Annotated in this window: 22 protein-coding genes, 1 tRNA gene and 1 pseudogene; 13 read left to right on the top strand and 11 right to left on the bottom strand. The window is 71.7% G+C overall.

What is annotated here, in order from left to right:
• Positions 1–353 (top strand): heterodisulfide reductase-related iron-sulfur binding cluster (locus ABZ953_RS09325; protein WP_361719222.1); only part of this gene is annotated, 353 nt, incomplete at its 5' end.
• A gap of 91 nt (positions 354–444) precedes the next feature.
• Here the strand turns inward: ABZ953_RS09325 and ABZ953_RS09320 are convergent.
• From ABZ953_RS09320 to ABZ953_RS09295, 6 genes are all read right to left on the bottom strand, one after another.
• Positions 445–1500 (bottom strand): 2Fe-2S iron-sulfur cluster-binding protein, encoded by a 1056-nt coding sequence (locus tag ABZ953_RS09320; RefSeq protein WP_361719219.1) that lies wholly within the window; start codon positions 1498–1500, stop codon positions 445–447.
• Between the two features lie 152 nt (positions 1501–1652).
• The gene (paaD, locus tag ABZ953_RS09315) at positions 1653–2198 is read right to left on the bottom strand and encodes a 1,2-phenylacetyl-CoA epoxidase subunit PaaD (protein ID WP_361719217.1); all 546 of its coding nucleotides are present in this window, start codon (positions 2196–2198) and stop codon (positions 1653–1655) included.
• Positions 2195–3040: a 1,2-phenylacetyl-CoA epoxidase subunit PaaC gene (gene paaC, locus ABZ953_RS09310; RefSeq protein WP_361719214.1), complete on the bottom strand. Its 846-nt coding sequence runs from the start codon at positions 3038–3040 to the stop codon at positions 2195–2197. Before paaC ends, paaD begins: the two co-directional genes overlap by 4 nt.
• Positions 3030–3365: a 1,2-phenylacetyl-CoA epoxidase subunit PaaB gene (gene paaB, locus ABZ953_RS09305; protein WP_361719211.1), complete on the bottom strand. Its 336-nt coding sequence runs from the start codon at positions 3363–3365 to the stop codon at positions 3030–3032. The genes paaC and paaB overlap by 11 nt, the downstream gene beginning before the upstream one ends.
• Positions 3362–4348 carry a 1,2-phenylacetyl-CoA epoxidase subunit PaaA gene (gene paaA / locus ABZ953_RS09300; RefSeq protein WP_361719276.1) on the bottom strand — a complete coding sequence of 329 codons (987 nt, stop codon included), beginning with the start codon at positions 4346–4348 and terminating at the stop codon, positions 3362–3364. The genes paaB and paaA overlap by 4 nt, the downstream gene beginning before the upstream one ends.
• Before the next feature lie 40 nt (positions 4349–4388).
• Entirely contained in the window at positions 4389–6509 is a 2121-nt protein-coding gene (locus tag ABZ953_RS09295) for an MMPL family transporter (RefSeq protein ID WP_361719208.1), read from the bottom strand.
• A gap of 493 nt (positions 6510–7002) precedes the next feature.
• On the opposite strand from ABZ953_RS09295, the gene ABZ953_RS09290 reads away from it, so the two are divergent.
• The 8 genes from ABZ953_RS09290 to ABZ953_RS09255 all read left to right on the top strand — a co-directional run bounded on the left by ABZ953_RS09290 (position 7003) and on the right by ABZ953_RS09255 (position 18009).
• A complete protein-coding gene (locus ABZ953_RS09290) occupies positions 7003–8067 on the top strand; it encodes a hypothetical protein (protein WP_361719205.1) in 1065 nt (354 codons plus the stop codon).
• A complete protein-coding gene (locus ABZ953_RS09285; RefSeq protein ID WP_361719202.1) occupies positions 8064–8306 on the top strand; it encodes an acyl carrier protein in 243 nt (80 codons plus the stop codon). Before ABZ953_RS09290 ends, ABZ953_RS09285 begins: the two co-directional genes overlap by 4 nt.
• A complete protein-coding gene (locus tag ABZ953_RS09280; protein ID WP_361719199.1) occupies positions 8306–9994 on the top strand; it encodes an AMP-binding protein in 1689 nt (562 codons plus the stop codon). Before ABZ953_RS09285 ends, ABZ953_RS09280 begins: the two co-directional genes overlap by 1 nt.
• Positions 9995–10010: 16 nt before the next feature.
• Positions 10011–11303: an alpha/beta fold hydrolase gene (locus ABZ953_RS09275; protein WP_361719196.1), complete on the top strand. Its 1293-nt coding sequence runs from the start codon at positions 10011–10013 to the stop codon at positions 11301–11303.
• Positions 11300–12499, top strand: coding sequence for an SDR family oxidoreductase (locus tag ABZ953_RS09270; RefSeq protein WP_361719193.1), 1200 nt, complete (start codon positions 11300–11302; stop codon positions 12497–12499). Before ABZ953_RS09275 ends, ABZ953_RS09270 begins: the two co-directional genes overlap by 4 nt.
• A 178-nt stretch (positions 12500–12677) precedes the next feature.
• Positions 12678–14384 (top strand): class I adenylate-forming enzyme family protein, encoded by a 1707-nt coding sequence (locus tag ABZ953_RS09265; protein WP_361719190.1) that lies wholly within the window; start codon positions 12678–12680, stop codon positions 14382–14384.
• Between the two features lies 1 nt (position 14385).
• Positions 14386–16728 carry an anthranilate synthase component I gene (locus tag ABZ953_RS09260; protein ID WP_361719187.1) on the top strand — a complete coding sequence of 781 codons (2343 nt, stop codon included), beginning with the start codon at positions 14386–14388 and terminating at the stop codon, positions 16726–16728.
• A gap of 84 nt (positions 16729–16812) precedes the next feature.
• Positions 16813–18009: a hypothetical protein gene (locus ABZ953_RS09255; protein WP_361719185.1), complete on the top strand. Its 1197-nt coding sequence runs from the start codon at positions 16813–16815 to the stop codon at positions 18007–18009.
• 56 nt (positions 18010–18065) lie between these two features.
• Here the strand turns inward: ABZ953_RS09255 and ABZ953_RS09250 are convergent, their stop codons facing one another.
• The gene (locus tag ABZ953_RS09250) at positions 18066–18575 is read right to left on the bottom strand and encodes an RNA polymerase sigma factor (protein ID WP_361719182.1); all 510 of its coding nucleotides are present in this window, start codon (positions 18573–18575) and stop codon (positions 18066–18068) included.
• A 955-nt stretch (positions 18576–19530) separates the two neighbouring features.
• Complete coding sequence (locus ABZ953_RS09245; protein ID WP_361719179.1) at positions 19531–19722, bottom strand: hypothetical protein; 192 nt, start codon at positions 19720–19722, stop codon at positions 19531–19533.
• Here ABZ953_RS09245 and ABZ953_RS09240 point away from each other — a divergent pair.
• Positions 19691–19915: pseudogene (locus ABZ953_RS09240) on the top strand (helix-turn-helix domain-containing protein); the annotation flags it as partial. The gene ABZ953_RS09245 and the pseudogene ABZ953_RS09240 sit on opposite strands and share 32 nt — an antisense overlap.
• 160 nt (positions 19916–20075) lie before the next feature.
• On the opposite strand, the gene ABZ953_RS09235 reads toward ABZ953_RS09240, so the two are convergent.
• Positions 20076–20148, bottom strand: a tRNA-Ala gene (locus tag ABZ953_RS09235).
• A gap of 180 nt (positions 20149–20328) precedes the next feature.
• Here ABZ953_RS09235 and ABZ953_RS09230 point away from each other — a divergent pair.
• On the top strand, positions 20329–20877 hold the full coding sequence (locus ABZ953_RS09230) for a DNA-binding protein (RefSeq protein WP_361719176.1): 549 nt from the start codon (positions 20329–20331) through the stop codon (positions 20875–20877).
• 39 nt (positions 20878–20916) lie between these two features.
• A complete protein-coding gene (locus tag ABZ953_RS09225) occupies positions 20917–22413 on the top strand; it encodes a serine/threonine-protein kinase (RefSeq protein ID WP_361719173.1) in 1497 nt (498 codons plus the stop codon).
• Positions 22414–22458: 45 nt separating this feature from the next.
• Here the strand turns inward: ABZ953_RS09225 and ABZ953_RS09220 are convergent, their stop codons facing one another.
• Both ABZ953_RS09220 and ABZ953_RS09215 read right to left on the bottom strand, forming a co-directional pair.
• The gene (locus ABZ953_RS09220) at positions 22459–23973 is read right to left on the bottom strand and encodes a hypothetical protein (protein WP_361719170.1); all 1515 of its coding nucleotides are present in this window, start codon (positions 23971–23973) and stop codon (positions 22459–22461) included.
• A gap of 373 nt (positions 23974–24346) precedes the next feature.
• Positions 24347–24475 (bottom strand): DLW-39 family protein, encoded by a 129-nt coding sequence (locus ABZ953_RS09215; RefSeq protein WP_003999697.1) that lies wholly within the window; start codon positions 24473–24475, stop codon positions 24347–24349.
• A 314-nt stretch (positions 24476–24789) separates the two neighbouring features.
• Between ABZ953_RS09215 and ABZ953_RS09210 the strand changes: the two genes are divergently transcribed.
• Complete coding sequence (locus ABZ953_RS09210) at positions 24790–25122, top strand: DUF6344 domain-containing protein (RefSeq protein WP_361719167.1); 333 nt, start codon at positions 24790–24792, stop codon at positions 25120–25122.
• Positions 25123–25439 lie beyond the last annotated feature (317 nt).

Raw genomic sequence — 25439 nt, 5'->3', positions numbered from 1 at the left:
AGGTCCCCGGCCTGCGCCAGCAGGAAATGCACCGCCACAAAGAACGCGGCTTCTGCTGCGGCGCCGGCGGCGCACGCATGTGGATGGAAGAGCGCGTCGGCAAACGCATCAACACCGAACGCGTCGACGAAGCACTCAGCCTCAACCCCGACATCGTCTCCACCGCCTGCCCCTTCTGCCTCGTCATGCTCACCGACTCCGTCAACGGCAAAAAGAACGATGGCCAGGCGAAGGAAACCCTCCAAGTCGTCGACGTCGCGCAACTCCTGCTCGACTCCGTGAGGACACCGGTCGACGACACCACGGGTGAGCCGGACAGCGAAGAGGCCACGGAGCACGAGCCCGTTACGTAACACCCGTCGGGACACGCCATCGGGCACTCGTTCCACAAGACAGGGCCGGAACCGCACTGTGCGGTTCCGGCCCTGTCTTCTGCCTGTACGGCTACGCGTCGAAGTCGAGGCCGACGTGGTCCGACGCCGGACGGGCCTGGCACGGCAGGGTGTAGCCCGCGTCCTGTTCCTCCTGGGTGAGCGCGTAGCGCCGGGCGAGCACGACCTCGCCGTCGACCACCCGCGCCCGGCAGGAGCCGCACAGACCGTCGCGGCACGAGTACGGCGTCTCCGGCCGGTGCCGCAGGACGGCCGCGAGGAGCGAGGGGTCCTGCGGGGACATCTCGGCCTCCGTGCTGCGGCCGTGCAGCCTGGCCGTGATCCGGGCGCCGCCACCGCCACCGTCACCCACGGCCGGACGGGACGACGTGTCCTGGTCCGCCGGGTCCGTCGTGAACAGTTCCCGGCGTACGCGGGACGGGGCGACGCCGAGCTCCCGCAGGACCTCGTCCACCGACTCGACCAGGCCCCAGGGACCACAGAGGTAGAAGTGCGTGCGGGCGTCGCGCGGCGCGGCGCCGAGCCCGGTCAGCAGGCGCGGCAGTTTCGACGCGTCGATCCGGCCGGACAGCACCTCCGACTCGCGCTCCTCGCCGGACAGCACGTGCAGGACGAAGAACCGGCCGGTGTGGCAGTCCTTGAGGTCCGCCACCTCCTCGGCGAGGAGGGTCGAGCGCGCCGTGCGGTTGGCGTAGACGAGCGAGACCTTGCACCGCGGGTCCGTGTCCAGGGCGGCGGCCGCCATGCTCAGGAGCGGGGTGATGCCGCTGCCGCCGCCGATCAGCACGTGGTGCGCGCCGGGCCGGTCCGCGAGCGTGAAGCTGCCCTTCGGCGGGCCTGCTTCGAGGGTGTCGCCCGCAGCGAGCCGCGTGACGGCGTACTCGCCGAAGCCGCCGGGGCCCAACTGTTTGACGACGATGCGCAGCGTCCCCGGTGGCGCGGAGCCGGGCGGACGGCAGATCGAGTAACTGCGCCGGATCTCCTCGCCCGTCGAGCCGATGCGGTGGCGTACGGCGATGTGCTGGCCGGGGCGGTGCGCGAAGGTCGCGGCCAGCGCGTCGGGGACGCCGAGGGTCACGGCCACGGCGGTTTCGGTGAGCCGGTCCACACGGTGCACCGGCAGCGCGTGGAACCCGGTCCTGGCCGAGGCCGAGGGCGAGGCGGGGGCAGGGGCGTGGGCTGGGGCGGGGGCGGGGGCGTGGGCTGGGGCTGGGCTCTGCGTTCGCTCCATGAGGGTACGGACCGCTCCGTCTCGTGGTGTCATATCGCCTTCATGTGACCGAAGGTCTCCCGGCAGGAGAGACACACCAGCACGGACTGGCAGCGCGTCGCCCCGAAGGGGCTCTGCGGCCGGGTGGCCGTCGACGCGCAGTGCGGGCAGGCCACGCCGGTGCCGAGCCGCAGGTCGAGCGGTGCGGTGCGGCTGCCCGGCGGTGAGATGCCGTTCTCGGCGAGCTTGCGCCGACCGTCGGCCGTGATCCAGTCGGTGGTCCAGGCGGGCGCGAGGACGGTCCGCACCCGCCCGTCCGGATGCCCGCAGCGGGCGAGTTCGGCCCGGATGTCCGCCACGATGACGTCCATGGCGGGGCAGCCGGTGTAGGTGGGCGTGACGGTGACCTCCACGGTCCCGTCGGGGCCCGCCGTCACCTGACGCACCACCCCCAGCTCCCCGAGCGTGATCAACGGCAGCTCGGGGTCGGCCACCGCGCCGACCCGCTCCCGTACCTGCTCGGGAGCGAGCCGCACGGGAGCGAGCCGTTCGGCGGTCGGCCCGTCGGACGTCGACCGCTCGCGTACCGCCGTCACCACGTGCCCCCCGGGTACTGCCGGTGCACCGCCTGGAGTTCGGCCACCAGCGGCCCGAACCCCTCGGTGTGCAGGCCCTCCCGGCCGCCGCGGGCGTGCCAGGTGGCCTTGGGCAGGGTCAGCCCGGCCCGGACGAGGACGCCGCCGACAGCCGCGTCCCACTCCGCCCGCAGCCCCGCCGGGTCCACCGCGACACCGTCCGCCACGAGCCGTGCGGTCACCGCGTCCGTCGCGAACAGCTCGGCGGTGTACGGCCAGACCTGATCGAGGCCCGCCTGCATCCGGCGGTGGCTCTCCTCGGTGCCGGTGCCGAGCCGTACCGTCCACTGCTCGGCGTGCGTGCAGTGGTAGGCCGACTCCTGGACCGCCTTCCCCGCGAACCCGGCGAGTGCCGAATCCGCGGAGCCGGTGAGCGCGGCGTACAGCAGCCTGGTGTGGTGGGCCAGGCAGAGCTGACGCGCGAGGGTGAGCGCGTAGTCCCCGTTGGGGATCTCCGCGAGCAGCACGTTGCGGAACTGCCGCTCGGTGCGGGTGAACGCGAGGGTGTCCTCGTCGCCGTGCCCGGCCAGCTCGGCGGAGTACGCGAGCAGGGTGCGGGCGTGGCCGAGGAGGTCGAGGGCGATGTTCGAGAGGGCCAGGTCCTCCTCGATGGAGGGCGCCCTCGTCACCCAGGCGGCGAGCCGCTGACAGAGAATCAGGGCGTCGTCGCCCAGGGCGAGTGCGTACTGCGCGGTGTCGCTCTCCAGCGCGGCGGTGTCCCGTGCCGCGTCCACGTCCACGTCCACATCCGCATTCACGTTCACGTTCACGTCCAACGCTCCGGTCAGGGTCTCAGTGGCCATGGTCGCTGCCGCCCGCCGGAGCCGCGTACTGCTCGGAGAGCCGGTACGGCTTGCCCGTACCGTTGCTGAACAGCGGCTCCTTCTCGTCCGGCGCGGTGGCCCGGATGTCCGAGGAACGGACCACCCAGATCGACGAAGGCTCCCCGCGCCGCGTGTACAGATCGCGGGCGTTGGCCATCGCCAGGTCGGCGTCGGCGCCGAGCACCGAGCCCACGTGCTGGTGGCCGAGGCCGCGGCGGGTTCTGACGAAGACCTCCCACGGCGTCTCGGCTCTCGCGTACGTGCTCGTGCTCGTGCTCGTGGTTGTGGTTGTGGTCGTACTCATCCCGGTATCCCCCTGCTCAGATCGGCGGCCTGCCCGGTCTGTTCCGCTTCGCGCCGGGCGGCCGCCACCGCGGCCTCCCGTACCCAGGCGCCGTCCTCGTGCGCGGCGACCCGGTGCGCCAGGCGCTGCCGCGCGCACTGGGAATCGTCCGAGAGCACCTCGCGGTACTGGTTCCAGCTGACGGGCGTGAAGTCGTAGTGCCCGCGGTCGGGGTTCCAGGCGATGGCCGGGTCGGGCAGGCTCAGGCCCAGCTCCTCGGCCTGCGGCACGCAGATGTCGACGAAGCGCTGGCGCAGCTCGTCGTTGGGGTGCCGCTTGATGCCCCAGGCGATGGCCCGCCTGGTGTGCTTGGCCCCGAAGGCGGCGGCGCGGTCCTTGCTCGCCGGGGTGTCCGGCGGGCCGAACATCAGCGCGACGGCAGGCAGCCACCAGCGGTTCACCGCGTCCTGCGCCATCTGCCGCTGCTCGGGCGTGCCCTGGCACAGCGCGCGCAGGGAGTCGAAGCCCTGGCGCACGTGGAAGGTCTCCTCCTGGCAGATGCGCAGCATGGCGCGGGCGTACGGCCCGTACGAGGTGCGGCACAGCGGCACCTGGTTGATGACGGCGGCGCCGTCGGTGAGCCAGGCGATGGCGCCGGTGTCCGCCCAGGTGAGCGCCGGGTGGTTGAACGTGCCCGCGTACCGCTGGCTGCCGTTGTGCAGGGCGTCGAGCAGCTCGCCGCGGCTGACGCCGAGGGTCTGCGCCGCCGCGTAGAGGTAGAGGCCGTGTCCCGCCTCGTCCTGCACCTTCGCCAGGAGGACGGCCTTGCGGCGCAGCGAGGGGGCGCGGGCGATCCAGGCGCCCTCCGGCTGCATGCCGATGATCTCCGAGTGGGCGTGCTGGCCGATCTGCCGTACGAGCATGCGGCGGTAGCCGTCCGGCATCCAGTCGTGCGGCTCGACCCGTTCGTCGTCGCGGAGCAGCTCCTCAAAGCGCTCCTCCAGGCGCCCGGCGAGCGCGGGAGCCGCCGTGTCCGCGGTCACGTCAGGCCTCCCGTCCGGTGCCGACGGGCTCGCGCGCGGTGCCCGCGGCCGTGGCGGCGCCCGGCTCGTCCCGTTCCTGGAGGCCGCTCAGGAAACGCGTGTGGAAGCGGCGCAGCGGGCCCGGCGCCCACCAGTTGGCCTTGCCGAACAGCGCCATCAGCGACGGCACCAGGAGGGCGCGGACGAGGGTGGCGTCGATGATGACCGAGACGGCCGTGCCGTAGCCGAGCTGCTTGATGAAGATCAGCCGGGACAGTACGAGGGCGCCCATCGGGATGCAGAAGAGCACCGCGGCGAGCGTGACCGTGCGGCCGACCTTCTCCAGGCCGCCCGCGATGGCCTCGCGGTCCGGCAGCCCGTGGTCCACGCCCTCCTTGATGCGGGAGAACAGGAAGACCGTGTAGTCGGTGGACATCGCGAGGGCCACCGCAAGCAGGATGATGAGCATCGTCGGCTGGAGCGCGCCCTGGGCCGTGAAGTCGAACAGACCCTCCAGGTGGCCGTCCTGGAAGACCAGGATGAGCAGGCCGAGGGTGCTGGCGAGGGTGAGCAGGTTGGTGATGACCGCCTTCAGCGGGAGCACCACGGAGCCGGTCATCGCGAAGAGGATGAGCAGCGTGGTGAGCGACATCAGGCCGATGCTCAGCGGCAGGTGGTCGCCGAGGCTGCTCATCATCGCGTCGTAGAGCGCGGTGTTGCCGGTGGTCACGGTCGGGTACGGGGCGTGCACGGCCTGGACCGCGTCCAGGGTGTCCTGGGCGTCGAGCGACAACGGGGCGTCCTTGAGCGCCAGTTGCGTCTCCCACATGCCGTCGCCGATCGGGCGGGGCTGCGTCACGGCGGCGACGCCGTCGACCCCGGCCAGCTGCTCGCGGTAGGCGGCGAGCTTGCCGCCCGCGTCCTTCGGCGCCTCGGAGATGAGGTGGACCGGCGACTGGAGCGAGCCGGGGAAGTCCGTCTCCAGCGTCGCGTACACCCGGCCCGCGTCGGAGTCCGCGGGCATCGAGGCGGAGTCGATGCCGGTGAACTTGATGCCGAAGGCGGGCAGGGCGAGCACGATGAGCACCGCGCTCGCGGCCACCGCGGCGCTCACCGGGCGGCGCATCACGCCGTGCGAGAAGCGGTACCAGCGACCGCCGGACTCGCTGCCCGTGCCGTGCTCCTGGCTGCGCTGCCAGCTCTTGGGCGCCCACTTGTTGATGCGTCCGCCCAGCGCGGTGAGCAGCGCGGGGAGTCCGAGCAGCGCGAAGAGCAGGGCGCCGAGGGAGGTGGCGATGCCCGCGATGCCCATCGTGTAGAGGAACCGCTGCGGGAAGACGAGCAGCGAGGCCAGCGCCACGGCGACGGTCAGGCCGCTGAACAGGACGGTGCGGCCGGCCGTGCGCATGGTGCGGCCGACGGCGTCGAGGGTGTCGTGACCGGCCCGCAGCTCCTCGCGGAAGCGGGAGATGATCAACAGGCTGAAGTCGATGGACAGGCCGATGCCGAGCGCCATCACCAGGTTGAGGGCGAAGATCGAGAGGTCGAGCACGGTCATCACCGCGCCGAGCACGCCAAGCGCCACGGCGATGGAGACGAGGGCGCCGCCGAGCGGGATCAGCGCCGCGATCACGCCGCGGAAGATGAAGAGCAGCAGGATGAGCAGGATCGGGAAGGCCAGCGCCTCGGCCTTGCCGAGGTCCTCGCTGGAGATCGTGCTGGCCTCGACGTTCGAGGCGGTCGGGCCGCCGAGGGTGACGCCGTCGGCCAGCTTCTCGTCCGCGTCGAGGGCGTCCTGGGTCGCGGTGACGGCCTTGGTGACGGCGTCACCGGGCGCGAATCCCTTGACGGAGGCGACGAAGTAGGTGCTCCGGCCGTCCTTCCGCACCATCGCGGGGTTCTTGGCCGATACGAAGTCCTCGACGCCCGTGACCTCCGGGCGCTTCTTGATCAGGTCGACCGCGCGCCGCAGCCGCTCCGGCCGGTCGGCGGAGCGGGCGTCCACGGGCTTGTCCAGCTCGACGAGGACGACGTAGCCCTGTTCGAGGCTGGCGCCGGTGGCCTTCTCCACGTCGCCGAGGACCTGGACGGCGGCCGACTCGGAGTCGTCGTAGTCGTCCACGCCCATGGTCATGGACTTCATCTGGGATCCGCCGCCTGCCAGACAGACGAGCGCGAGAAGCCCGACCGTCCAGAGCAAACGCCTCGGTCCCTTCTCCAGCAGGTGCAACAGCCTTCCGAACACTTGGCTAACTCCCTTTCGGGGGGGCGTGACAGGGCTGAGGGCGGGGCGCCCCCGTGGGTGATGAGGTCGCGGACCGGCCGCGCAATCCACGGCGGGGGTATGGGGTACGCCACAGCGTCTTTCTGGGTGGGCGAGGGATTGCGGGGGCGGTGCGCCGGACTCTCTTGATGTGCGTGCCGCTGCGGTGCGCGGGCCTTGTGCCGTTGTCCGTACCTCTGCCGTTCTCCGTACCTCTGCCGTGCCTCTGCCGTGCCTCTGCCGTAGCTCTCTGAAGTACCGCTTCCGTACCGCCCCCGAGCGCCCCACCGCTCGCCCGCGGCGGCCACCGTCTGCCCGTCTCCCCGTCTCCCCGTCTGCCCGTCTGTCCCTGTCCAGGAAGGACCGCGCCACCATGTCTTCTGACGTCCGCGCACGCGCTGCCGCGCCGCCCCCCGAGGGGGACGACGGTGCGGATCCCGCGCTGCGGCCCTGGCTGTCGGCGCTGCGCGCACTGGTGCCGATGCCGGAGGGGTTCCGGGAGCTGCGGGTGGGCCGGGACGAGGCGCGTGCCCTGCTCGGCTGCAAGGACGAGCTCCTCGACCGGCTCGCCGCGGGCGGCCTCGCCCACGAGGGCTCCGGTGCCGAACTCCGCTTCGACTACCACGACTTGGCGAACACAGCTCTGTACTCCGGGGCCATCGCAAGCGTCCCGCTGGCCGGGCAGCGGATGATGCTCCGCTTCGCCTCGGGCGCCCCCGAGACCTGGACCCCGCCGCGCCACTGGACGCTGGACTGGCGGCTGCGCTGCCGCGATCCCCGGTGCCCCGGCGGCACCTGGCGGATCGCGCTGCCCACGCCCGAGGTCTTCGGCGGCGGCATCGACTCACTGGAGTGCGAGCAGCCCGCCGTGCACGAGGACGGCGCGCTCGTCGTACGCGACGCCGCGTCGGTGCGCCTGAGCGGTCGGGTCACCACCTCCGGGTGGCGCTCGCCGCTGCTCTCGGCCACCGCGCGGCGCCACTTCGACGCGCTGGAGGGCGAGTTGCGCGACGGTACGTACCGCTTCCAGTGGATGCATCCGCGGCTGCGCACCGACCCGGCCTGGACGAAGCGGCTCGGGATCATGGACTGCACGGTCTGCTCCCTGGAGCTCCAGCGCAGGGCGGCGGCGGACGGGCTGACCACCCGGACCCGGCGCGGCCGCTACCTGGGAGTGCTCGACGCCGAGCACGCCTGGTGCGAAGTACTGGACGAGGACGGCGTGTTCAAACCCGTCGACCCGGTCTTCGCGGTCCTCTCCGAGCGGCACCGGCCGCCCCACGAGGAGTTCTCCGACTTCTGCGCCGGCTCGGTCCCGAGCCGGTTCCTGCCCTGGTCCGTGCCGGCCGGCGAACCGCTTGCCGTGCACGACTGCCCCGTCGGCGACGGGTCCTGGGACAACACCTTCAGCGGCACCACAGCGAAAGGCAACGCATGAGCACCGTACGGGAGATGCTCGTCGAACTGACCGGCATGACGGAGTTCGGCGGCGAGATCGCCGACGACGCCAACCTCAGCGCCAGCGGCGTCGACTCGGGCGACCTGGTCCGCCTGGTCCTGCTCATCGAGGAGCGGACCGGCGTGGAGGTCACGGCGGAGGACATGGACGACCTGTCCTCCATCGCCGACTACGAACGCCTGATCGCCGCACGCGGTGCGGCGGCGGGGGCCGCCTGATGTGGCTCTCCCAGGTCCTGCACCGCAACCGGCAGTGCCTCGGGGACCGCACGGCGCTGATCGACGCCGACCGTTCGCTCACCTGGACCGAGCTGGACGAGCGCACGACTCGGCTCGCCCGCGGTCTCGCGGCGCGCGGCGTCGCCAAGGGCGACCGGGTCGCCATCCTGTCCCTGGACCGCGTCGAGGTGATCGAGGCGTACTTCGCGCTGGCCAAGCTCGGCGCGCTGTTCGTCCCCCTGAACCACAGCCTGACGGTGCCCGAGGTGACCGACATGGTGCGGCGCACCGGGGCCGGTGTGCTGCTCGGTGAGGCGGCGCTCCTCGACCGTCACCCCGATCTGCCGGTGCGGCTGCGGCTCGCGGTGGACGGTCCGGAGTACGCGGAGCTCACCGCTGCGCGGACCGGGAACACCACTGCGCGGACCGGGAACACCACTGCGCGGACCGGGGACACCGCCGCGCGGACCGGGGACACCGCCGCGCGGACCGGGAACACCGAGGCGCGGACCGGGAACACCGACGCCGCGGAGGAGGAGTTCCCGCTTCCGGCCGTGGCCGACACCGACCTCGCCGCGATCCTGCACACCTCGGCCACCACAGGCCGGGCCAAGGGCGTCACCGTCGACCACGGTTCGTTCCGGGGCATCTCGCTGGGCTGGCTCGCCGTGGCGGCACCGTCCGACGACATGGTCCTTGTCAACTGCTGCCCGCTCTACCACGGCAGCATGACCGTCATCCTCACCTACCTGGCGGCGGGCGCCACCGTCGTGCTGCTGCCTGGCTTCACACCGCAGCGGGCGCTCGCGGCGATGGAGCGCCACCGTGCCACGCACGTCTGGCTCGTCCCGCAGATGCTCCGCTTCCTGCTGCAGAGCAAGGCCATGGCGAGCACCGAACTCGGCTCCCTGCGCGAGGTGATGTACGGGGCGGCGCCGATGCCCGTCGAGCTGCACGCCGAGGCCGCCGAGCGGCTCGACTGCGGTTTCCGGCAGGTGTACGGCATGACCGAGGTGGGCGGCCCATTCGCCACCCTCGGCCCGGCCGACCACCGCGCCGCCCGCCCCGACGCGCCGCTGCCCGCGGGCCGGGTCATCCCCGGCATGTCGGTACGGGTCCTCGACGACGCGGGTACGGAGCTGCCGCTCGGCGCCGTCGGCGAGATCACCGTGCGCGGCCCCGGCCTGATGCGCGGCTACTGGAACAACCCGGCCGCCACCGCCGAGATCACCGTCGACGGCTGGATCCGCACCGGCGACCTCGGCCTCCTCGACGAGAGCGGACTCATCCGCCTCGTCGACCGGCGCAAGGACCTGATCCTGCGCGCCGGGCAGAACGTCTATCCCGCCGAGATCGAGCAGGCGCTGCTCACGCACCCGCTGGTGCGCGACGCGGCCGTGGTCGGCGTCCCGGACGCGGACTACGGCGAGGTCCCGAAGGCGTACGTCGTCACCGGACCCGCCCCGTCCGCGGACAGCGCGACGGACAACAGCGCGACGGACAGCAGCACGACGGACAGCACGACGGACACCGCCACCGACGGCGCGCCCGCCGTCACCCGGGCCGAACTGATGGCCCACCTCACCGAACGCCTGGCGCCGTACAAACGTCCCCGGCAGCTGGAATTCATCGACCAAGTGCCCCGCAGCCCCGCCGGAAAGATCCTCAAAAAGCTGCTCCGCGCCTGAGCCGGAAGGAAACCCCATGACCAGCGCACCCACGCTCGACCTGCGCTACACGGCGGAGCGCACGCTCCGCGTCTCGGACGACACCGAGCTCTATTACGAGATCCAGGGGGACGAGGGCCCGCACCTCACCCTGGTGAACAACTTCTTCATCATCGCCCCGATGTGGCGGAACTTCACCGCCGAACTGGCCAAGCGGAACCGGGTCCTCACCTACGATCTGCGCAACCAGGGCGCCTCCTCGGTCTCCCCGGACATGACCTGGGACGACCACGTCGAGGACCTGCGGGTGCTGCTCGACGGCCTCGGCATCGAGCGCACCCATCTGCTCGGCACCTCCGCTTCCGGGTTCATCTGCCGTGACTTCGCGGCCCGTTACCCGGAGCGCGTGGACGGCCTGATCCTGACCGGCCCGTCCTGCACGCCCTCGGACGGCGTCCGGCGCCGGGCCACCGAGCGCGCCTGCATCAACTCCCTTGAGCTGGGCGGCACCCAGGCCCTCTGGGACCACCTCTACTCGGTCGTCTTCAGCGAGGCGGCGATGCGCGAGATGGGCGCCACCGGCTACCTCGGGCTGCGCTCCGCGTTCACCGCCATCCACCCGCCGGACCCGATGCTCACCAACCTCAAGTGCGCCACCCAGGTCACCGACGGCCCGGAACACCTCGCCGCCATCAAGCAGCCGACGCTGCTGCTCCTCGGCGACAAGGACGACATGTGGAACGAGGCGCTCGGAGCGGAGGCCGGGCGGCTCATCGAGGACTCCGAGGTCGAGTGGATGCACGACGTCGGCCACCTCCCGTACATGGAGGACGGCGACGGCTTCCAGGCGCGGGTCCAGCGCTTCCTCGACGCGCTGGCGGCCCGCGAGGCTGCTGTGGCCCCGCAGACCGGCGGCGAGGCGGCCGGAGGCGACGCTTCCGCGCCGGTCGCCGGAGCTTCCGAGGTCGCGGGAGCCTCCGGGGTCGCCGGAGCCTCCGGGGTCCCCGAGGTATCCGGGGCCCCCGAGGTATCCGGGGTCTCCGAGGAGAACGACGCGCTGCTCGCCGTCCTCTGCGCGCTGCTGCGCGAAATCGTCGCCGACCGGGCCGACCTGCCCGTGACGGGCCTCGCCGAGACGCCGCTGAACAGCATCGGCCTGGAGTCCTGGGCGTTCACCCTGCTCCTCGGCCGGATCGAGGAGCAGCTGTCCGTCGAGTGGGACATGGACGTCCCGCCGGAGGTCTTCGAGAGCCTCGCCTCCATCGCCGCCCACCTGCGCGCCGACCACAGTCCCACCCTGCCCACCACCTCCCAGGAGTCCGCCAAGTGACCGCCACCACCGCTCCCGCCGTCCACGTCATCACCGGGGCGACCGGCTTCGTCGGCGGCGCCGTCGCGCTGGAACTGCTCCAGCAGACCCCCGACCACCTGGTCTGCCTGGTACGCGGCGAGGACGACGAGGCCGCGACCCGCCGCCTGCACGACGCCCTCGGCCACGCCGCCGAGATGTACGACGTCCCCGGCCTGCTGCCCTCGATCCTGGAGCGCACGAGCGCGATAGCCGGGGACATCACGGACGAGGCCCTGCCCGAGTCCGCCGACCGGTTCCTCGCCGCCGCGGGCGGCACCGCGCCCGGCGCCTTCTGGCACGTCGCCGCCTCCCTCAAGTACGAGGACCGGCACGCCGACGAGATCAACCTGATGAACGTCTCCGGCACCCGCAACGTCCTCGCGCTCGCCAAGGCCCTCGGCGAGCCGGTGTTCAACCACGTCAGCACCGCGTACGTGGCGGGCAAGCGCACCGGCCTGATGCACGAGGAGTTCCCCGGCGACACCGAGTCGGCCAACAACGTCTACGAGGCCACCAAGACCATCGGCGAGCAGGAGGTCGCCTCCTCCGGTCTGCCATGGCGCGTGCTGCGCCCCTCGATCGTCATCGGGCACTCCGCGACCGGCGCCGCCACCAGCTTCACCGGCATGTACGGCTTCGTCTCCTCCGCGCTGCGCTTCCGCCGCGCCGTGGAGAAGGAGTTCGGCAACCTGCTCCAGCACCGGCAGGTGCCGATCATCGCCGACCCGGACATCGAGTGCGACCTCGTCCCCGTCGACCTGGTGGCGAGGAACGCCGTCGCCATCGGCCGCACGGGCGCGCTGAGCACCGTCTACCACCTCAACAACGGCGGTTCGCCGAAGGTCGGCGAGGTCATCGAGGAGGTCTTCGCCCTCGCCGGACTGCGCAAGCCCCGCTTCGTCTCCAACCGGGGACTGCTCACCGCGATCGACCTGAAGCTCGACGAGGGCATCCAGTTCTACGCCTCGTACATGATCAACGGAAAGCGCTTCGACCAGACGAACACCGAGTCCGTCTGCGGCGCGGGCGCCCAGCGCTTCGACCTGGACCGCGCGGAAGTCAGCCGCTTCGTGCAGTGGTACCTGGACCGCATCGAGTCCGACGGCCGCAGCTCGGCCCCGGCGCGCGCCTCCTTCGCCTTCAAGGCCACGCGCCGACTGGCCACCACCAGCTGAGCACCGGGCGCCGACGGCACACCCAGCGCCGTCGGCGCCCGGCTCCCGCACGCCCCTTCCGCACGCCCCTTCCGTACGCCCCTTCCGTACGCCTCTTCCGTACGCCTCCGTACGCCGACCACCCACGTCCGAGACGCCGCAACCCGTCTCCCGTCCCCTCCAGGAGAGGAGACCGCGCATGCACCTGCCCGACGACCTGCCCGATGACCTGCCCAAGCCCGGAAAGCTGTTCACGCTGGGTCTGATCACCCAGCAGGCCGCACAGAAGTACCCCGACTCGCTGTTCTACCTGGACCGGCCCTTCGACCTCGCGCCCGAGCTCGGCCTGCGGCCGACCTACGCGCACGCCGCCGGACTCGTCGAGGAGACCGCCGCCCGGCTGTACGCGGCGGGGGTACGCCCCGGCGACACCGTGGCCGTCTTCAAGAGCCACAACGCCGACATCCTCTTCCTCGCCTGCGCCATCGGCCGGGTGGGCGCGGTCCCCGCCATGCTCGCGCCCTTCCTGGAGTGGCCGACCGTGGTGACGATGATGAGCCGCCTGAAGCCGGACCACTTCATCACCGACCCGGCCGTCCTGGCACGCGCCGGGGAACACTTCGACGCGCTGCGCGAGCACGCCCCGGCCGTCCTTCTCGCACACGGCGAGGCGGCCGGGCTGCCCTCACTCGCCACCACCGCGCCGGGCGAGGCCCCGCCGTACCCGGACATCCCGCAGGACGCGCCCGCGCTGATCACGCACACCTCCGGCACGACCGGAGTGCCCAAGCTGGTCGCCGCCGCCCGCCGCGGCACGCAGCTGCCCATCAACACGCAGGCGAAGATGGCGAAGCTGCTGCGCTACCGCGAGACGTTCGCCATGTGCATCTCGTTCGTGCACGCCCGCACCTACGCGGCCCTCGCCACCGCCCTCCAGCTCGGCGTCGGCATCGCCCCGCTCGCCGACCCGGACGTGGACAGCGTGCGCGAGGTCCTCTCCGAGTGCCGCCCCGGCTGTGTCGAGGCGCATCCCAACATGTACCTGCACTGGGAGGAACTGGCCGGTATCCCGGACGGGCCCTTCGAGCGGGTGCGCATCTTCATGAGCACCTTCGACGCGATCCACCCGCGCAGCATCCGCACCCTGCTCGGCGCGAGCAAGCGGCGCTCCCCGCTGTTCATCCAGACCTACGGCCAGACCGAGACCGGCCCGGTCACCATGCGGATCTACACCCGCCGCAACATCCACAAGGCGGACGGCCGCTGCGTCGGCTTCGTCTTCCCCGGCATGACCAAGGCCCGCATCCGGCCCCGCCCACAGGACGAGGGCACCCGCAACGGCTACATCCAGGCCAGGTCCTCCGGCGTCGCCCTCACCTACGTCGGCCAGCAGGAGCTGTACGACGAGCGGTACGACGACAACGGCTGGTGGAACCTCCAGGACATCGGCTACAAGACCCGCTGGGGCTGTGTGCACCTCCTTGACCGGGAGTTCGACCAGACGGACGGCCTGGAGAGCCTGCTCGCCGCCGAGGACTCCCTCATCGAGGCGCTCCCGGAGCTGACCGAGGCCGTCTTCGTCCCGGTCGGCGACACCGTGCGGCCCGTGGTGAGCACCCGCCGCGACCTGTCCCTCGACCGCGCCGCCTGGCGGGCCGCCGTCGCGCACCTGCCCGAGGTCGCGGAGCCGGTGCACGTGGCGTGGGAGCACATGCCGCACACCGCCACGTGGAAGGTGAAGCGGAACGTCCTCTCCGCCGGACTCACGGACGGTTCGATTCCGGCTATCCCAGCTGTCCCAGCTAATCCGGCTAATCCGGCCAATCCGGCTGATCCGGCTGATCCGGCTGATCCGGCTGATCCGGCTGATCCGGCTGATCCGGATCTGGACGGGGTGCTGAGCTGAGATGACCACTTACCCCCTGCCCGTTCCGCTCCCCCGGGAGTGGGCCACCGGCGCCGGCGTGCGCGTCGAGCGCGTCCGTACCGCCGTCGACGGCGAGAGCGCCATGCGGGAGCTGGAGAACGCACTGGACACCCGCAGGGGTGCCGTCCTCCGCTCCGACTACGAATCCCCCGACCGCTACCGGCGGCACGCCGTCGGCTACAGCGACCCGCCCGTCGAGATCGTGCTGCGCGGCCTTCGCACGGTGGAGGTCCGCGCGCTCAACGCGCGCGGCGAGGTGCTCCTTCCGGTGCTGCGCGCGGCGGCGCGACGCTCCCTGCGCGAGGTCCGCGAACTCACCCGCGCCGAGGAGCCGGGGTTCACCGGCCTCGTGCGCGCCTCCCCCGGCCAGGACATGTTCAGCGAGGAGGACCGGTCGCGCAGGCCCGGCGCCTTCGACTTCGTGCGCGCCGTACGCGACGCGCTGTCCGGCCCCGCCGGGGACTTCCTCGGGCTGTACGGCGCCTTCGGCTACGACCTCGTGCTCGCCTTCGACCCCGTGCCGCTGCGCCAGCGCGGACGCTCGGACCACGACCGCGACCTGGTCCTCCACCTGCCGGACGAGATCACCGTCACCGACCCGGTGGCAGGCACCGCCTGGCGGCACACCTACGAGTTCACCGCCCACGGCCGCAGCACGCACGGACTGCCCCGGACCACGCCCGCGGAGCCGTTCCGTGCCGGGAGCCCCGCGGACGGCCCGGCCGGCGACCACGCCCCGGGCGAGTACGCCGCACTGGTGGACGTCGCACGGGAGCGGTTCCGCGCGGGCGACCTGTTCGAGGTGGTGGCCAGCCGCACCTTCGACCGGCCCGTGCCCTGCCCGCCCTCGGAGCTGTTCCGGGCCCTGCGCACCCGTAACCCCTCGCCGTACCAGATGCTGATGAACCTCGGTGAGGGCGAGCATCTGGTGGGCACCTCACCGGAGATGTTCGTCCGGGTGCACGCCCGGCACACGGCCGACGGCACCGGCTGGCGCGTGGAGTCGGCGCCCATCAGCGGCACCGCGGCCCGTGGCCGCGACGCCCTGGAGGACGCCGAACAGGTCAAGGCGCTGCTCGCCTCCGAGAAGGAGGAGGCCGAGCTGACCATGTGCACCGACGTGGACCGCAACGACAAGTCCCGGGTGTGCGAGCCCGGCACCGTCCGCGTCATCGGCCGCCGCCAGCTGGAGATGTACTCGACGCTGATCCACACCGTCGACCACGTCGAGGGCGTGCTGCGGCCGGAACGGGACGCGCTTGACGCCTTCCTCAGCCACATGTGGGCGGTGACGGTCACCGGCGCGCCCAAGCACGCGGCCGTCGCCTTCCTCGAGGAGCACGAGCGCTCCCCGCGCCGCTGGTACGGCGGTGCCGTCGGCCGCGTCGGCTTCGACGGCACCCTGGACACCGGCCTGACCCTGCGCACCGTGCACCTGCGCGACGGCCTCGCCCGGGTGCGCACCGGGGCGACGCTGCTCTACGACTCGGTGTCCGGGGACGAGGAGCGGGAGACCGAGCTGAAGGCGAAGGCTCTCCTGGACGTGCTCGACGGCCTCGACGGGCGCGACGGCCTCGACGGGCTGTCCGGCTCGGGGGCGAGCGGTGCGGCGGGGGAGCGCCGCCCGGCGCGTCCGGTGGGCGGGGCCAGCTCCCCGTACAGCAGCTCCTCGGACCGCTCCCCGTACAGCTCGGCGTACCGCCCGCGCGTGCTGCTCGTGGACCACCAGGACTCCTTCGTGCACACGCTGGCCGGCTACCTCCGGCAGGCGGGCGCCCGCGTCTCGACGTACCGCGGCGGCTTCGACAAGTCCCTCGTGACGGACGTCGATCCCGACCTGCTCGTCCTCTCGCCGGGGCCCGGCCGCCCGGAGGACCACGACACGGCGGGCACCCTGCGCGTCGCCGAGGACCAGAACATCCCGGTCTTCGGCGTCTGCCTCGGCATGCAGGCCATCGTGGAGTACCTGGGCGGGCGCCTCGCGGTGCTCGACCGCCCCTTCCACGGCAAGCCGTCGACGGTCTCGGTGGTGGGCGGGGGCGGAGAGCTGCTGCGCGGCCTGCCGCCGCGCTTCACCGCGGGCCGTTATCACTCCCTGTACGCCGATGCCGGGGCACTGCCGCCCGGCCTGCGGGTCACCGCCCACTGCTCGGACGGGGTGGCCATGGCCGTCGAGCACGAGAGCAGGCCGCTGGCGGGCGTGCAGTTCCACCCCGAGTCCCTGATGACGCAGTTCGACAACCACGGACAGCTGCTGATCGGCAATGTCCTCGCGCGACTGGCCCGGCGGCCGCAGCCCGTCGGCAGCGCGCCCCGTGTGTGACCCCCATATGTGACCCCCGTGTGTGACCCCCGTGTGTGACCCCCATATGTGACCCCCGTGTGTGATGGAGAGAGGTTCACGAGCATGACTGACACCGTTGCCCCGGTCCGTACCGATGCCGCCGTCCGGCGGACCTGGCAGGCTCCCGGCGAGCTGCACCCCGACGACCGCCGCGAGTTCGGCGCGATGCTGCGCTACTGCCTGGACGGCACCGATGAGGGAAGCATCGACCTGGCCGCCGTGCCGCGGATCGAGTTCGGCGCCGCCGACGACGCGCACGCCGACCGGGTCGAACGGCTCCTCGGCGAGGCCTTCAAGCGCTTCGCGGGCGCCCCGCAGCGCGCCGACCGCACCCGCCTCGACCGCTGGGACCTGGCCGCCGAGCCCTCGGCGCCCGCCGCGTCAGGCCCGTTCGGCGACACCCCCGCCGACGGCCGCATCGGCCCCGGCCTGTTCGTCAGCGGCCCCCGCAACGCGCTGCTGATCCGCGCCCTGGAGCGGCTGCTCGGACAGACCGCCGCGCGGCTCGGCGCCGCCGAGTACACGGTGCCCGCGCTGCTGCCCTGGACCACCCTGGAGAAGGCCGGCTACACCGGCAACTTCCCGCAGCACATCACCGCCGCCGGAGTCGTCCGCCCCGACCTGGACGCGCTCGACCGCTTCGGCACCGCGACCGGTCAGGCGGCCCGCGCGGCCGAGCTGGAGTTCACGCCGGTCGCGCTCGCGCCCGCCACCTGCCTGGGGCTCTTCGAACGCTTCCAGGGCGCGCGCCTCGACGAGCCGCTGACGGTCACGGCCACCGGCCAGTGCAGCCGCTACGAGGGCAAGGCCACCGCCGACACCTCGCCGACCCGCCGCTGGTCGTTCAGCATGCGCGAGATCGTGTACGTCGGCGACCGGCCGGGTGCCCGCGCCTTCCACGCCCAGGTCCTGGACGAGCTGCTCACGCTCGCCGAGAGCCTCGGCCTGCCGTGCAAGGTGCAGCCTGCCTCGGATCCGTTCTTCACCAGCGCCCGCCCGCAGATGGCCCAGTACCAGGCGGCGATGGACGTCAAGTACGAGCTGGTGGGGCGGATGGCGCAGGACGGCTCGGGCGTCGCGATCTCCTCGCTCAACTACCACAACCAGCACTTCGGCAAGGGCTTCGACATCGCCTACGCCGGGCAGCCGGGCTTCTCCGTCTGCTGGGCCTTCGGCCTGGAGCGCTGGGCGGAGTGGCTCGGCGGCTACCTCGGCGACGACCCGACGGGGTGGCCCGCGCAGCTGCGCGAGCAGTGCTGACGGCCGGCTGACCGGTCCGGGCGCGCGCCCGGACCGGCCCCGGACCGGCCCCCGAGTCAGCGCCAGGCGTCCTGGAAGTTACGCCGGGCCCGGTGCAGCCGGGACCGCACCGTGCCGACCGGCAGGGAGAGCACCCGTGCCGTCTCCCGCTCCTCCAGGCCGTAGACGGCGCGCAGCGTGAGGATGTCCCGCTGGTGCGCGGGCAGCCGGTCCAGTACGTCGGCGATGGCGACGCCGAGCGAGGGGTCGGCCGGGGACGGCTGGTCGACCAGTTCGGCCGTCGCGGTCTGCCCCGCGCGGCGCGCGGTCCGCGCGGCCTCCCGCACCGTCACAGCCCGCACCCAGCCGTAGAACGCCGCCGGCTCCCGGAGCGTCCGCAGCCCCCGGTACACGGCGAGCAGCGATTCCTGGACCGCCTCGGGCCGGTGCCCGGCGTCCACCGAGGAGCAGAGCCGCCGTACGAACGGCGTGATGTGGAGCAGCAGATCGTTCACCGCACGGTGATTCCCCGCCTGCGCGCTCAGGATCAGATGGGTAACTGGTTGGGCCGTGGCCGTCTCGTTCATTCCCCCGCCTTGCTGACATGTCGCAATTACCAGTGGATTCACGGGAAGCGAGCATGCTGAAGGCAGCCGGAACGACCTGCTCCGCTGTGCCCAACCCCCGCGCCTTCGAGGCTAGTGACGGAGATTGGCTGGACAAGCAATTGGCGCTGGCTGGATTCCGCCATGGCAAAAATTCGCCATGCCGATCGCGTCCGCACTGCGATCCGCACTGCGACTCCGGTCACAAAAGAGGGAGTCCACCCGGTTTGTCGTAAGCCCTTTGTACGAGGCGTGATCTGACTCTCACTTACTGCTCTCACCTGGGGGGCCGCCTTAGAGTGACCATCTACTCGTCGGTAGCCGCTGAACAGCGCCCAGCTCATTCACCGGAGGGCCGCTCTGTGAGAAACCGTGGAACCGGCACGGATGCCCAGGTATCCGAAGCCTCACGGCTCGCTGTCTATATGGAGCTGCGGGAGCGCGGAGGCTCCGATCCGGAAGAACTGACGGACAGTTTCGGAATGTCGCATTCCGAGGCGCGCGCGACATGGGGTTCCCTCCGACGCCTCGGATTGGTGAACTGGCCCGCCGACGCGGGTGACCGCGTCCTGCCGGTGGATCCGGAATTCGCGCTGATGCGCATGCTCCGGCAGCAACAGGACATGGCCCAGCGCAGCCTGGAGGAGTCCCTGCGGATGCACGAGGCGATGGAGTCGCTCCTGGAGGTCTACCTCCCCGCGACCGGCTCCTCCCAGTCGCGCGTCGAGGTCACCGCCGCAGGCACCGTCGACGAAATGGTCCAGGCGCTGTACGACGTCACCGACTCGGCGCGCTCCACCCTGCGCACCGCCTACGCGGAGGCCAGCCTCCCGGCCCGTCTGCGCCGCAGGCTCGGCCCCATCCGGCAGCAGATGTTCGACCGGGGCATCCAGATCCGCTCCGTCCGGCTCCGTCGCGACTCGGCGTCCCCCGGCACCTACGACACCTTCAGCCGCCTGGCGGCCGCGGGCGTGGACCTGCGGCTCGCCTCGGTCATCCCGCTCAACATGGTGATCATCGACTCCGACTTCGCCGTACTGCCCGCGGCCGACGGGGAGTCGCGCAGCTCCCAGCTCACGGTCCGCGGGGCGTCCCTGGTGAGCGCGTTCTCGGCAGTGTTCGAGCACACCTGGCGCGAGGCGCTCCCCCTCGCCCCGGAGGGCGAGCGCTCCCCGTCCTACCTCTCCGACGAGCAGCGCACGCTGGTGCAGCTCCTTGCCGACGGCATGAAGGACGAGGCCATCGCGCGCACCCTCGGCGTCTCCCCGCGCACCGCCAGCCGCCTGATCGCCGACCTGATGCAACGACTCGGCGTCACGAGCCGCTTCGCGGCGGGCGCCCGCGCCGCCCAGTACGGCCTCCTCGCCCCCACCGGCCCACCGCGTCTCGAGGAGCTCCCCACCTCGGCGCCCGCCTCGCCGCAGTCCAACGAAAAAAGCCCCTCCGAACCGCGTTTCCGCAGGTCAGAGGGGCTCTGCTCGGTGGAGCCTAGGGGAGTCGAACCCCTGACATCTGCCATGCAAAGACAGCGCTCTACCAACTGAGCTAAGGCCCCGAGCCGATACCGCGACCGGAAGAATCACCTCCCGGCGTGCATCGCTGACCAGACTACCGGGTCACCCCCCAGATCTCGCAAAAGGATTGGGGCTCCCGGTCGACGACCACGCTCCGTAAGATGCACGACGTGGTTCGCGGCAGCGAACCGCGGTCTTAGGGGAAGCGATGGGGAGACGCAATGGACGCCGCACAACAAGACACCACCGCGAGAGCACGGGAGCTCCAGCGGAACTGGTACGGGGAGCCGCTGGGGGCGCTCTTCCGTCGCCTCATCGATGACCTCGGCCTGAACCAGGCCCGCCTCGCCGGAGTCCTCGGCCTCTCCGCGCCCATGTTGTCCCAGCTCATGAGCGGACAGCGCGCCAAGATCGGCAACCCTGCCGTGGTCCAGCGCGTCCAGCTCCTGCAGGAACTGGCAGGCCAGGTCGCGGACGGCAGCGTCAGCGCCGCCGAGGCCACCGACCGCATGGACGAGATCAAGAAGTCCCAGGGCGGTTCCGTCCTCACCAACACCGCTCAGACGGCGACCAGTTCGGGTGCCCCCACGGTCAAGCGCGTGGTGCGCGAGATCCAGTCACTGCTGCGTTCCGTCGCGGCAGCCGGTGACATCATCGATGCCGCCGACTCCCTCGCCCCGACCCACCCGGAACTGGCAGAGTTCCTCCGGGTGTACGGCGCCGGACGCACCGCGGACGCGGTCGCCCACTACGAGGCGCACCAGAACTGAGCCATAGGGGAGCGGCCGGAGGGGGAGCGGAGCGCGACCATGGGTGAGGTCTTCGCCGGTCGGTACGAACTGGTCGACCCGATCGGACACGGGGGAGTCGGAGCGGTATGGCGCGCCTGGGACCACCGGCGACGCCGATACGTGGCCGCCAAGGTGCTGCAACAGCGGGACGCGCACTCCCTGTTGAGGTTCGTACGGGAACAGGCGCTGCGCATCGACCACCCCCATGTGCTCGCGCCCGCCAGCTGGGCCGCCGACGACGACAAGGTCCTCTTCACCATGGACCTGGTCGGCGGCGGCTCGCTGGCGCACGTGATCGGGGACTACGGCCCGCTGCCGCCCCGCTTCGTCTGCACCCTCCTCGACCAACTCCTCTCCGGACTCGCGACGGTCCACGCCGAAGGCGTCGTGCACCGGGACATCAAACCGGCCAACATCCTGCTCGACGCCACCGGCGCGGGGCGGCCGCATCTGCGCCTGTCCGACTTCGGCATATCGATGCGCAAGGGCGAGCCCCGGCTGACCGAGACCGACTATGTGGTGGGGACGCCCGGCTACTTCGCCCCCGAGCAACTACTCGGCAGCGAGCCCGACTTCACGGCCGACCTCTTCGCCGTCGGTCTGGTCGCCCTCTATCTCCTGGAGGGCGCCAAGCCGGACAGCAAGGCACTGATCGAGTACTTCGCCGAGCACGGCACGCCGCGGGCGCCGCAGGGCGTGCCCGAGCCTCTCTGGCAAGTCATCGCCACGCTTCTCCAACCGGATCCGCAGACCCGCTTCCGTACCGCCACGGGGGCGCGCAAGGCGCTGGCGTCGGCCGTGGAGATGCTGCCCGAACCGGGCCCCGACGACGAGCTCATCGAGATCTTCGACCAACTCCCTCCCCTCCCGACCGGCTTCAGCCCCGCGGGCCCCCTCAGGCCCGTGCCGCGTACCGGCTCCCGGGCCCGACATGCGCGCCCCGCCTCCGGTCCCGGGATACCCACCACGCCCCCGCCCCCGCCCCCGCCTGCGATTCCGCCCTCCGCACCGACTGCGGGCCCCATGCCCGACCGGCTGCCACCCGCCACCTCGGGCACGGGTGTGGGTACGGGTGCGGGTGCGGGTGCGGGTACGGGTACGGGTACGGGTACGGACATGCGTACAGGCACGGGCAGCTTCCACCTGCCTCCGCCTCTACAGCCACCTCAGCCGCCTCAGCCGTCCACTCCCCCCACTCCCATGCCTCTGCGGCCCCCCGCGCCCACGCCGACCCCCGCACCCGAGCCCACACATGTGCCCGCCCCTCACCGAACCGCACCCGTGCCCACGGCCACACCTGTGCCCACGGCCGCACCCACGCCCCCGGACCCCGCACAAGCCGTAACGTCCGCGGCACATCGCGCTCCGCCTTCCACTGACCGATACACCGCTCAAGCTGCTCAAGCCGCGCAGGTACCGAAGCGCCCCGGACCGCCCGCAAAGGTCGCCGTCCCCCTGCTGCTTCTGGCCCTGACCTGCCTCGCCGTGGGCATATGGGCGCTCACACAGCTCTGACCGATCTGACCGACCGGCAGGCGCGCCTTGCCGAGCAGACCGGCCTCACCAGCCCTGCGGCGGCCCGAACCGCGCAGGCGCGGAGGCACCCGGCGCAGAGGTACCCGACGCAGAAGCACTCGCCGCGGCGACCGCTGCCGCCTGCCTGCGCCGCGCGATCAGCGTCCACACGCCGAGAATCGCCAGCAGCACCACCCCGGCCCCGATCCCCCCGGCGGCGACCACCGCCATCAGCCCGTTGTCCTTGCCCTCCGCGTCCTGCGCGTCCTCAGCGGCTGCACCGTCCCCGCCCGCCACCTCCCCGCGCTCCGCCGCCTCCGTGTCCCGCTCCGTGACGCCGAAGTCATCGGCGGGCACGGACGACCCCGCGTACGAGGGCCCCGGCCTCGGCGAACCCTCGACGTCCACCCGCAGCGTCAGCTCCAGCGGGGCTTCGCCGAACTTCTCCGCGACCTCGGGGCTGAGGTGGACCGACAGGTAGTACCAGCCGGCGAACCTCATCGCGGACACCTCGTCGGTGAGGGCGAAGCGGTTCTCGTACGCGACCGGCGGCAAGGGTTCCAGGACAGCCGTCTTCTGCTTGCCGTCGTACGCCGTATCGGCGTCGTCGACCTCGGCGCGCACCGGATTGGACAGGGTCATGACCAACGCGGACGAGACGTACCCCGCGCCCCGGCCGACCCCTCGCCCCGTACTGCCCGTACCGCCCCCGATGGCTCCCCCGCCCGTACTGCCGAGCTCGGCCGCCACCGAGACCTGCTGCCCCCAGTCGAGCGGCACGCGGTAGAAGAGGGTCTGTCCGGGCTCCACATCGGCCCCCCAGACGCCGTTGTCCAGCCCTCGCGCCGTGCCGAAGCTCGTACCGCCCTCGCGCGTCCTGCGCTCGCCGGACGGCAGCACGGGGGCCGCCGAATTCCACGTCTCCGGCGGCACCGTCGCACCGTCCGCCCGCAGCACGGGTTCTGACGCGACGTGAATTTCCAGGTCCCAGTCGTCCTGGTCATCCTGGTCGTCCTGGTCGTCCTGGTCGAACCGCTGTGCAAGCCGTTGTGCCGTCCCCGACGCCCTGGCCCGCTCGACGAGTACGTAATAGGTACCGGCCCGCGCACAGCTCTTCTCGCCGGGGCCGACCCTGCGCACCGCCGTGGCGGTGATCGGACGCGGGCTCTCCGAAGAGCCGATCCGCGCCTCTTCCGCTTCCATGGGGCTGCAGTTGTTTCCGTCGGCGTCCTGGATGGACACCTCGACACCGTCGGCATAGGAGACCTTCGTGCCCGGGTCCGGTACAGCGGTGACGGAGACGTACGCGCTGTCCTCGGCCTTGAGCTCCAGACGGTAGAAGCGCTGCCCCGCGCGCGGGAGGGCACTTTTGTACGTCTTCCCGGGACTGAGCCGGTGCCCTTCCACATTGCTCGCCGCGCCTGCGACCGTCTCGGCGCCCTCAGCGAAGGCGTAGGGACTGGGGCCGGGGCCGGGGCCGGGGCCGGACGCCCCCGCGGCCCCGGCCTTGCCAGGGGTCACCGCACACAGCACGGCGACGACCGCAGCCACGGTCGGCACGGCTCGCCGACAGCCCCGTCCTGCCTCGCCCCGACACCCGCTCAGCCGCCGCCCCATCACGCGCCACCCCTTGTCGCGAACTCAGCCGTCCCACCCGTCCCGACCGTCCTGCCCGCCCGACGCCGCACGGACACCACCGCGAACCCACCACCGGTGCAACCGCGCCACCCTCGCATTCACTTATGCAAGGGATTTATTTATGAATGCGAATACGGGGTGAATCTGCCATCCGGGTCCACCGCGCCGAAGCCGTGACCGCGGCCGCTCCCGCCCCACCGCGCGCTACCGCCACTCCGGCCCCACCCGGCCCCGAACACCACAAAGCCCCGGCCGCAACTGCGACCGGGGCCTGTGAAGTGACTGTCGTCGATACTCACGAACCCGTGGGCACGGAGTCAGTCGCCTCCGTCCACAGATCCTGCTCGGCGCGATCCGCCTGGATCTGGCGGTACACGAGGAGCCCGCCGATGGCGGCCAGTGCGACCAGGAGAAGCTTCTTCACCGTGCGACCTCGTCTTTCCTTGACGTAGGGGACTTCTGGCGCCCGACTATACACACCGAGCGATATCGATCGGTGACCTGGATCCGCCTCAACTCCCGCACTCCATACAGCAGTCGAAACGGACCCAGGAACTCCACACCGTTCCCGTTCCCCCTGTGACTTTCGCCGCTTTGCCCCCTTCTCGGGCCTCTTGCGGCCATCCGGGTGGTGTTCATCTGAACATCGACGCCACGCGAGCGTTGGTCCACCACTCTCGGCCTCGCATACACATCATGAGGAAAGTACGCAAATCGCCCAACCCGAATTGAGGGGTTATGACCGGCAACAAGGCCATGAAGCTGTGGACCACGATGGTCACCGCGTTCCTCGCGCTCTTCGCCGCATGGGGACTCACCACGACGGCCACCGCGGCCACGACGACACAGGAGACCACGAACGTACGCGGCGCCACGGAGTGCGCGCCCACGCCGATGATGGCGGCCCTCTGGTCGGCCGCGTACGAACGGTCCTTGCCGCCCACGATGAAGCAGCGCATCCGCGCCGAGGCCCACGGATCGTCCCCCAGCTGCCGGCACCTGCCCCCGTCGGACACGGAAGCCGAGGCTGAGTCCACCGCGTATGAACCAGGGCTCGCCGCGGAGCCGTAACCCCGGCCCCGCACGGACCTTCGGAAGACCCCCAGCCGCCTCAGGCCGGGGGTCTTCTTCATGCGACAGGACCAGAGCGGTCCACCCAGGCGGCGGGCGATGGTGGGCGACAGCGACCGGGAAGCGCCCAGCATGCTCGCCGACCTGCTGGGCGATCCACTGACCGACTGATGTCACCCGCAGATGTCAACGTGGTGGAACAGGGCTCCGGCCCAGGGGGCGTGCAGTGCGCATGCCGCCGGTCGCGCTGAAGGGCATTCCGGCGCACACGACTTGTCCATCGAGGTGTACGAGTGCGGCCCGCACTGCTCGAAGGG

The sequence above is a fragment of the Streptomyces sp. NPDC046465 genome, assembly GCF_040646035.1.
GTDB lineage: Bacteria > Actinomycetota > Actinomycetes > Streptomycetales > Streptomycetaceae > Streptomyces.
This window is presented reverse-complemented; position numbering and strand designations above follow the sequence as displayed.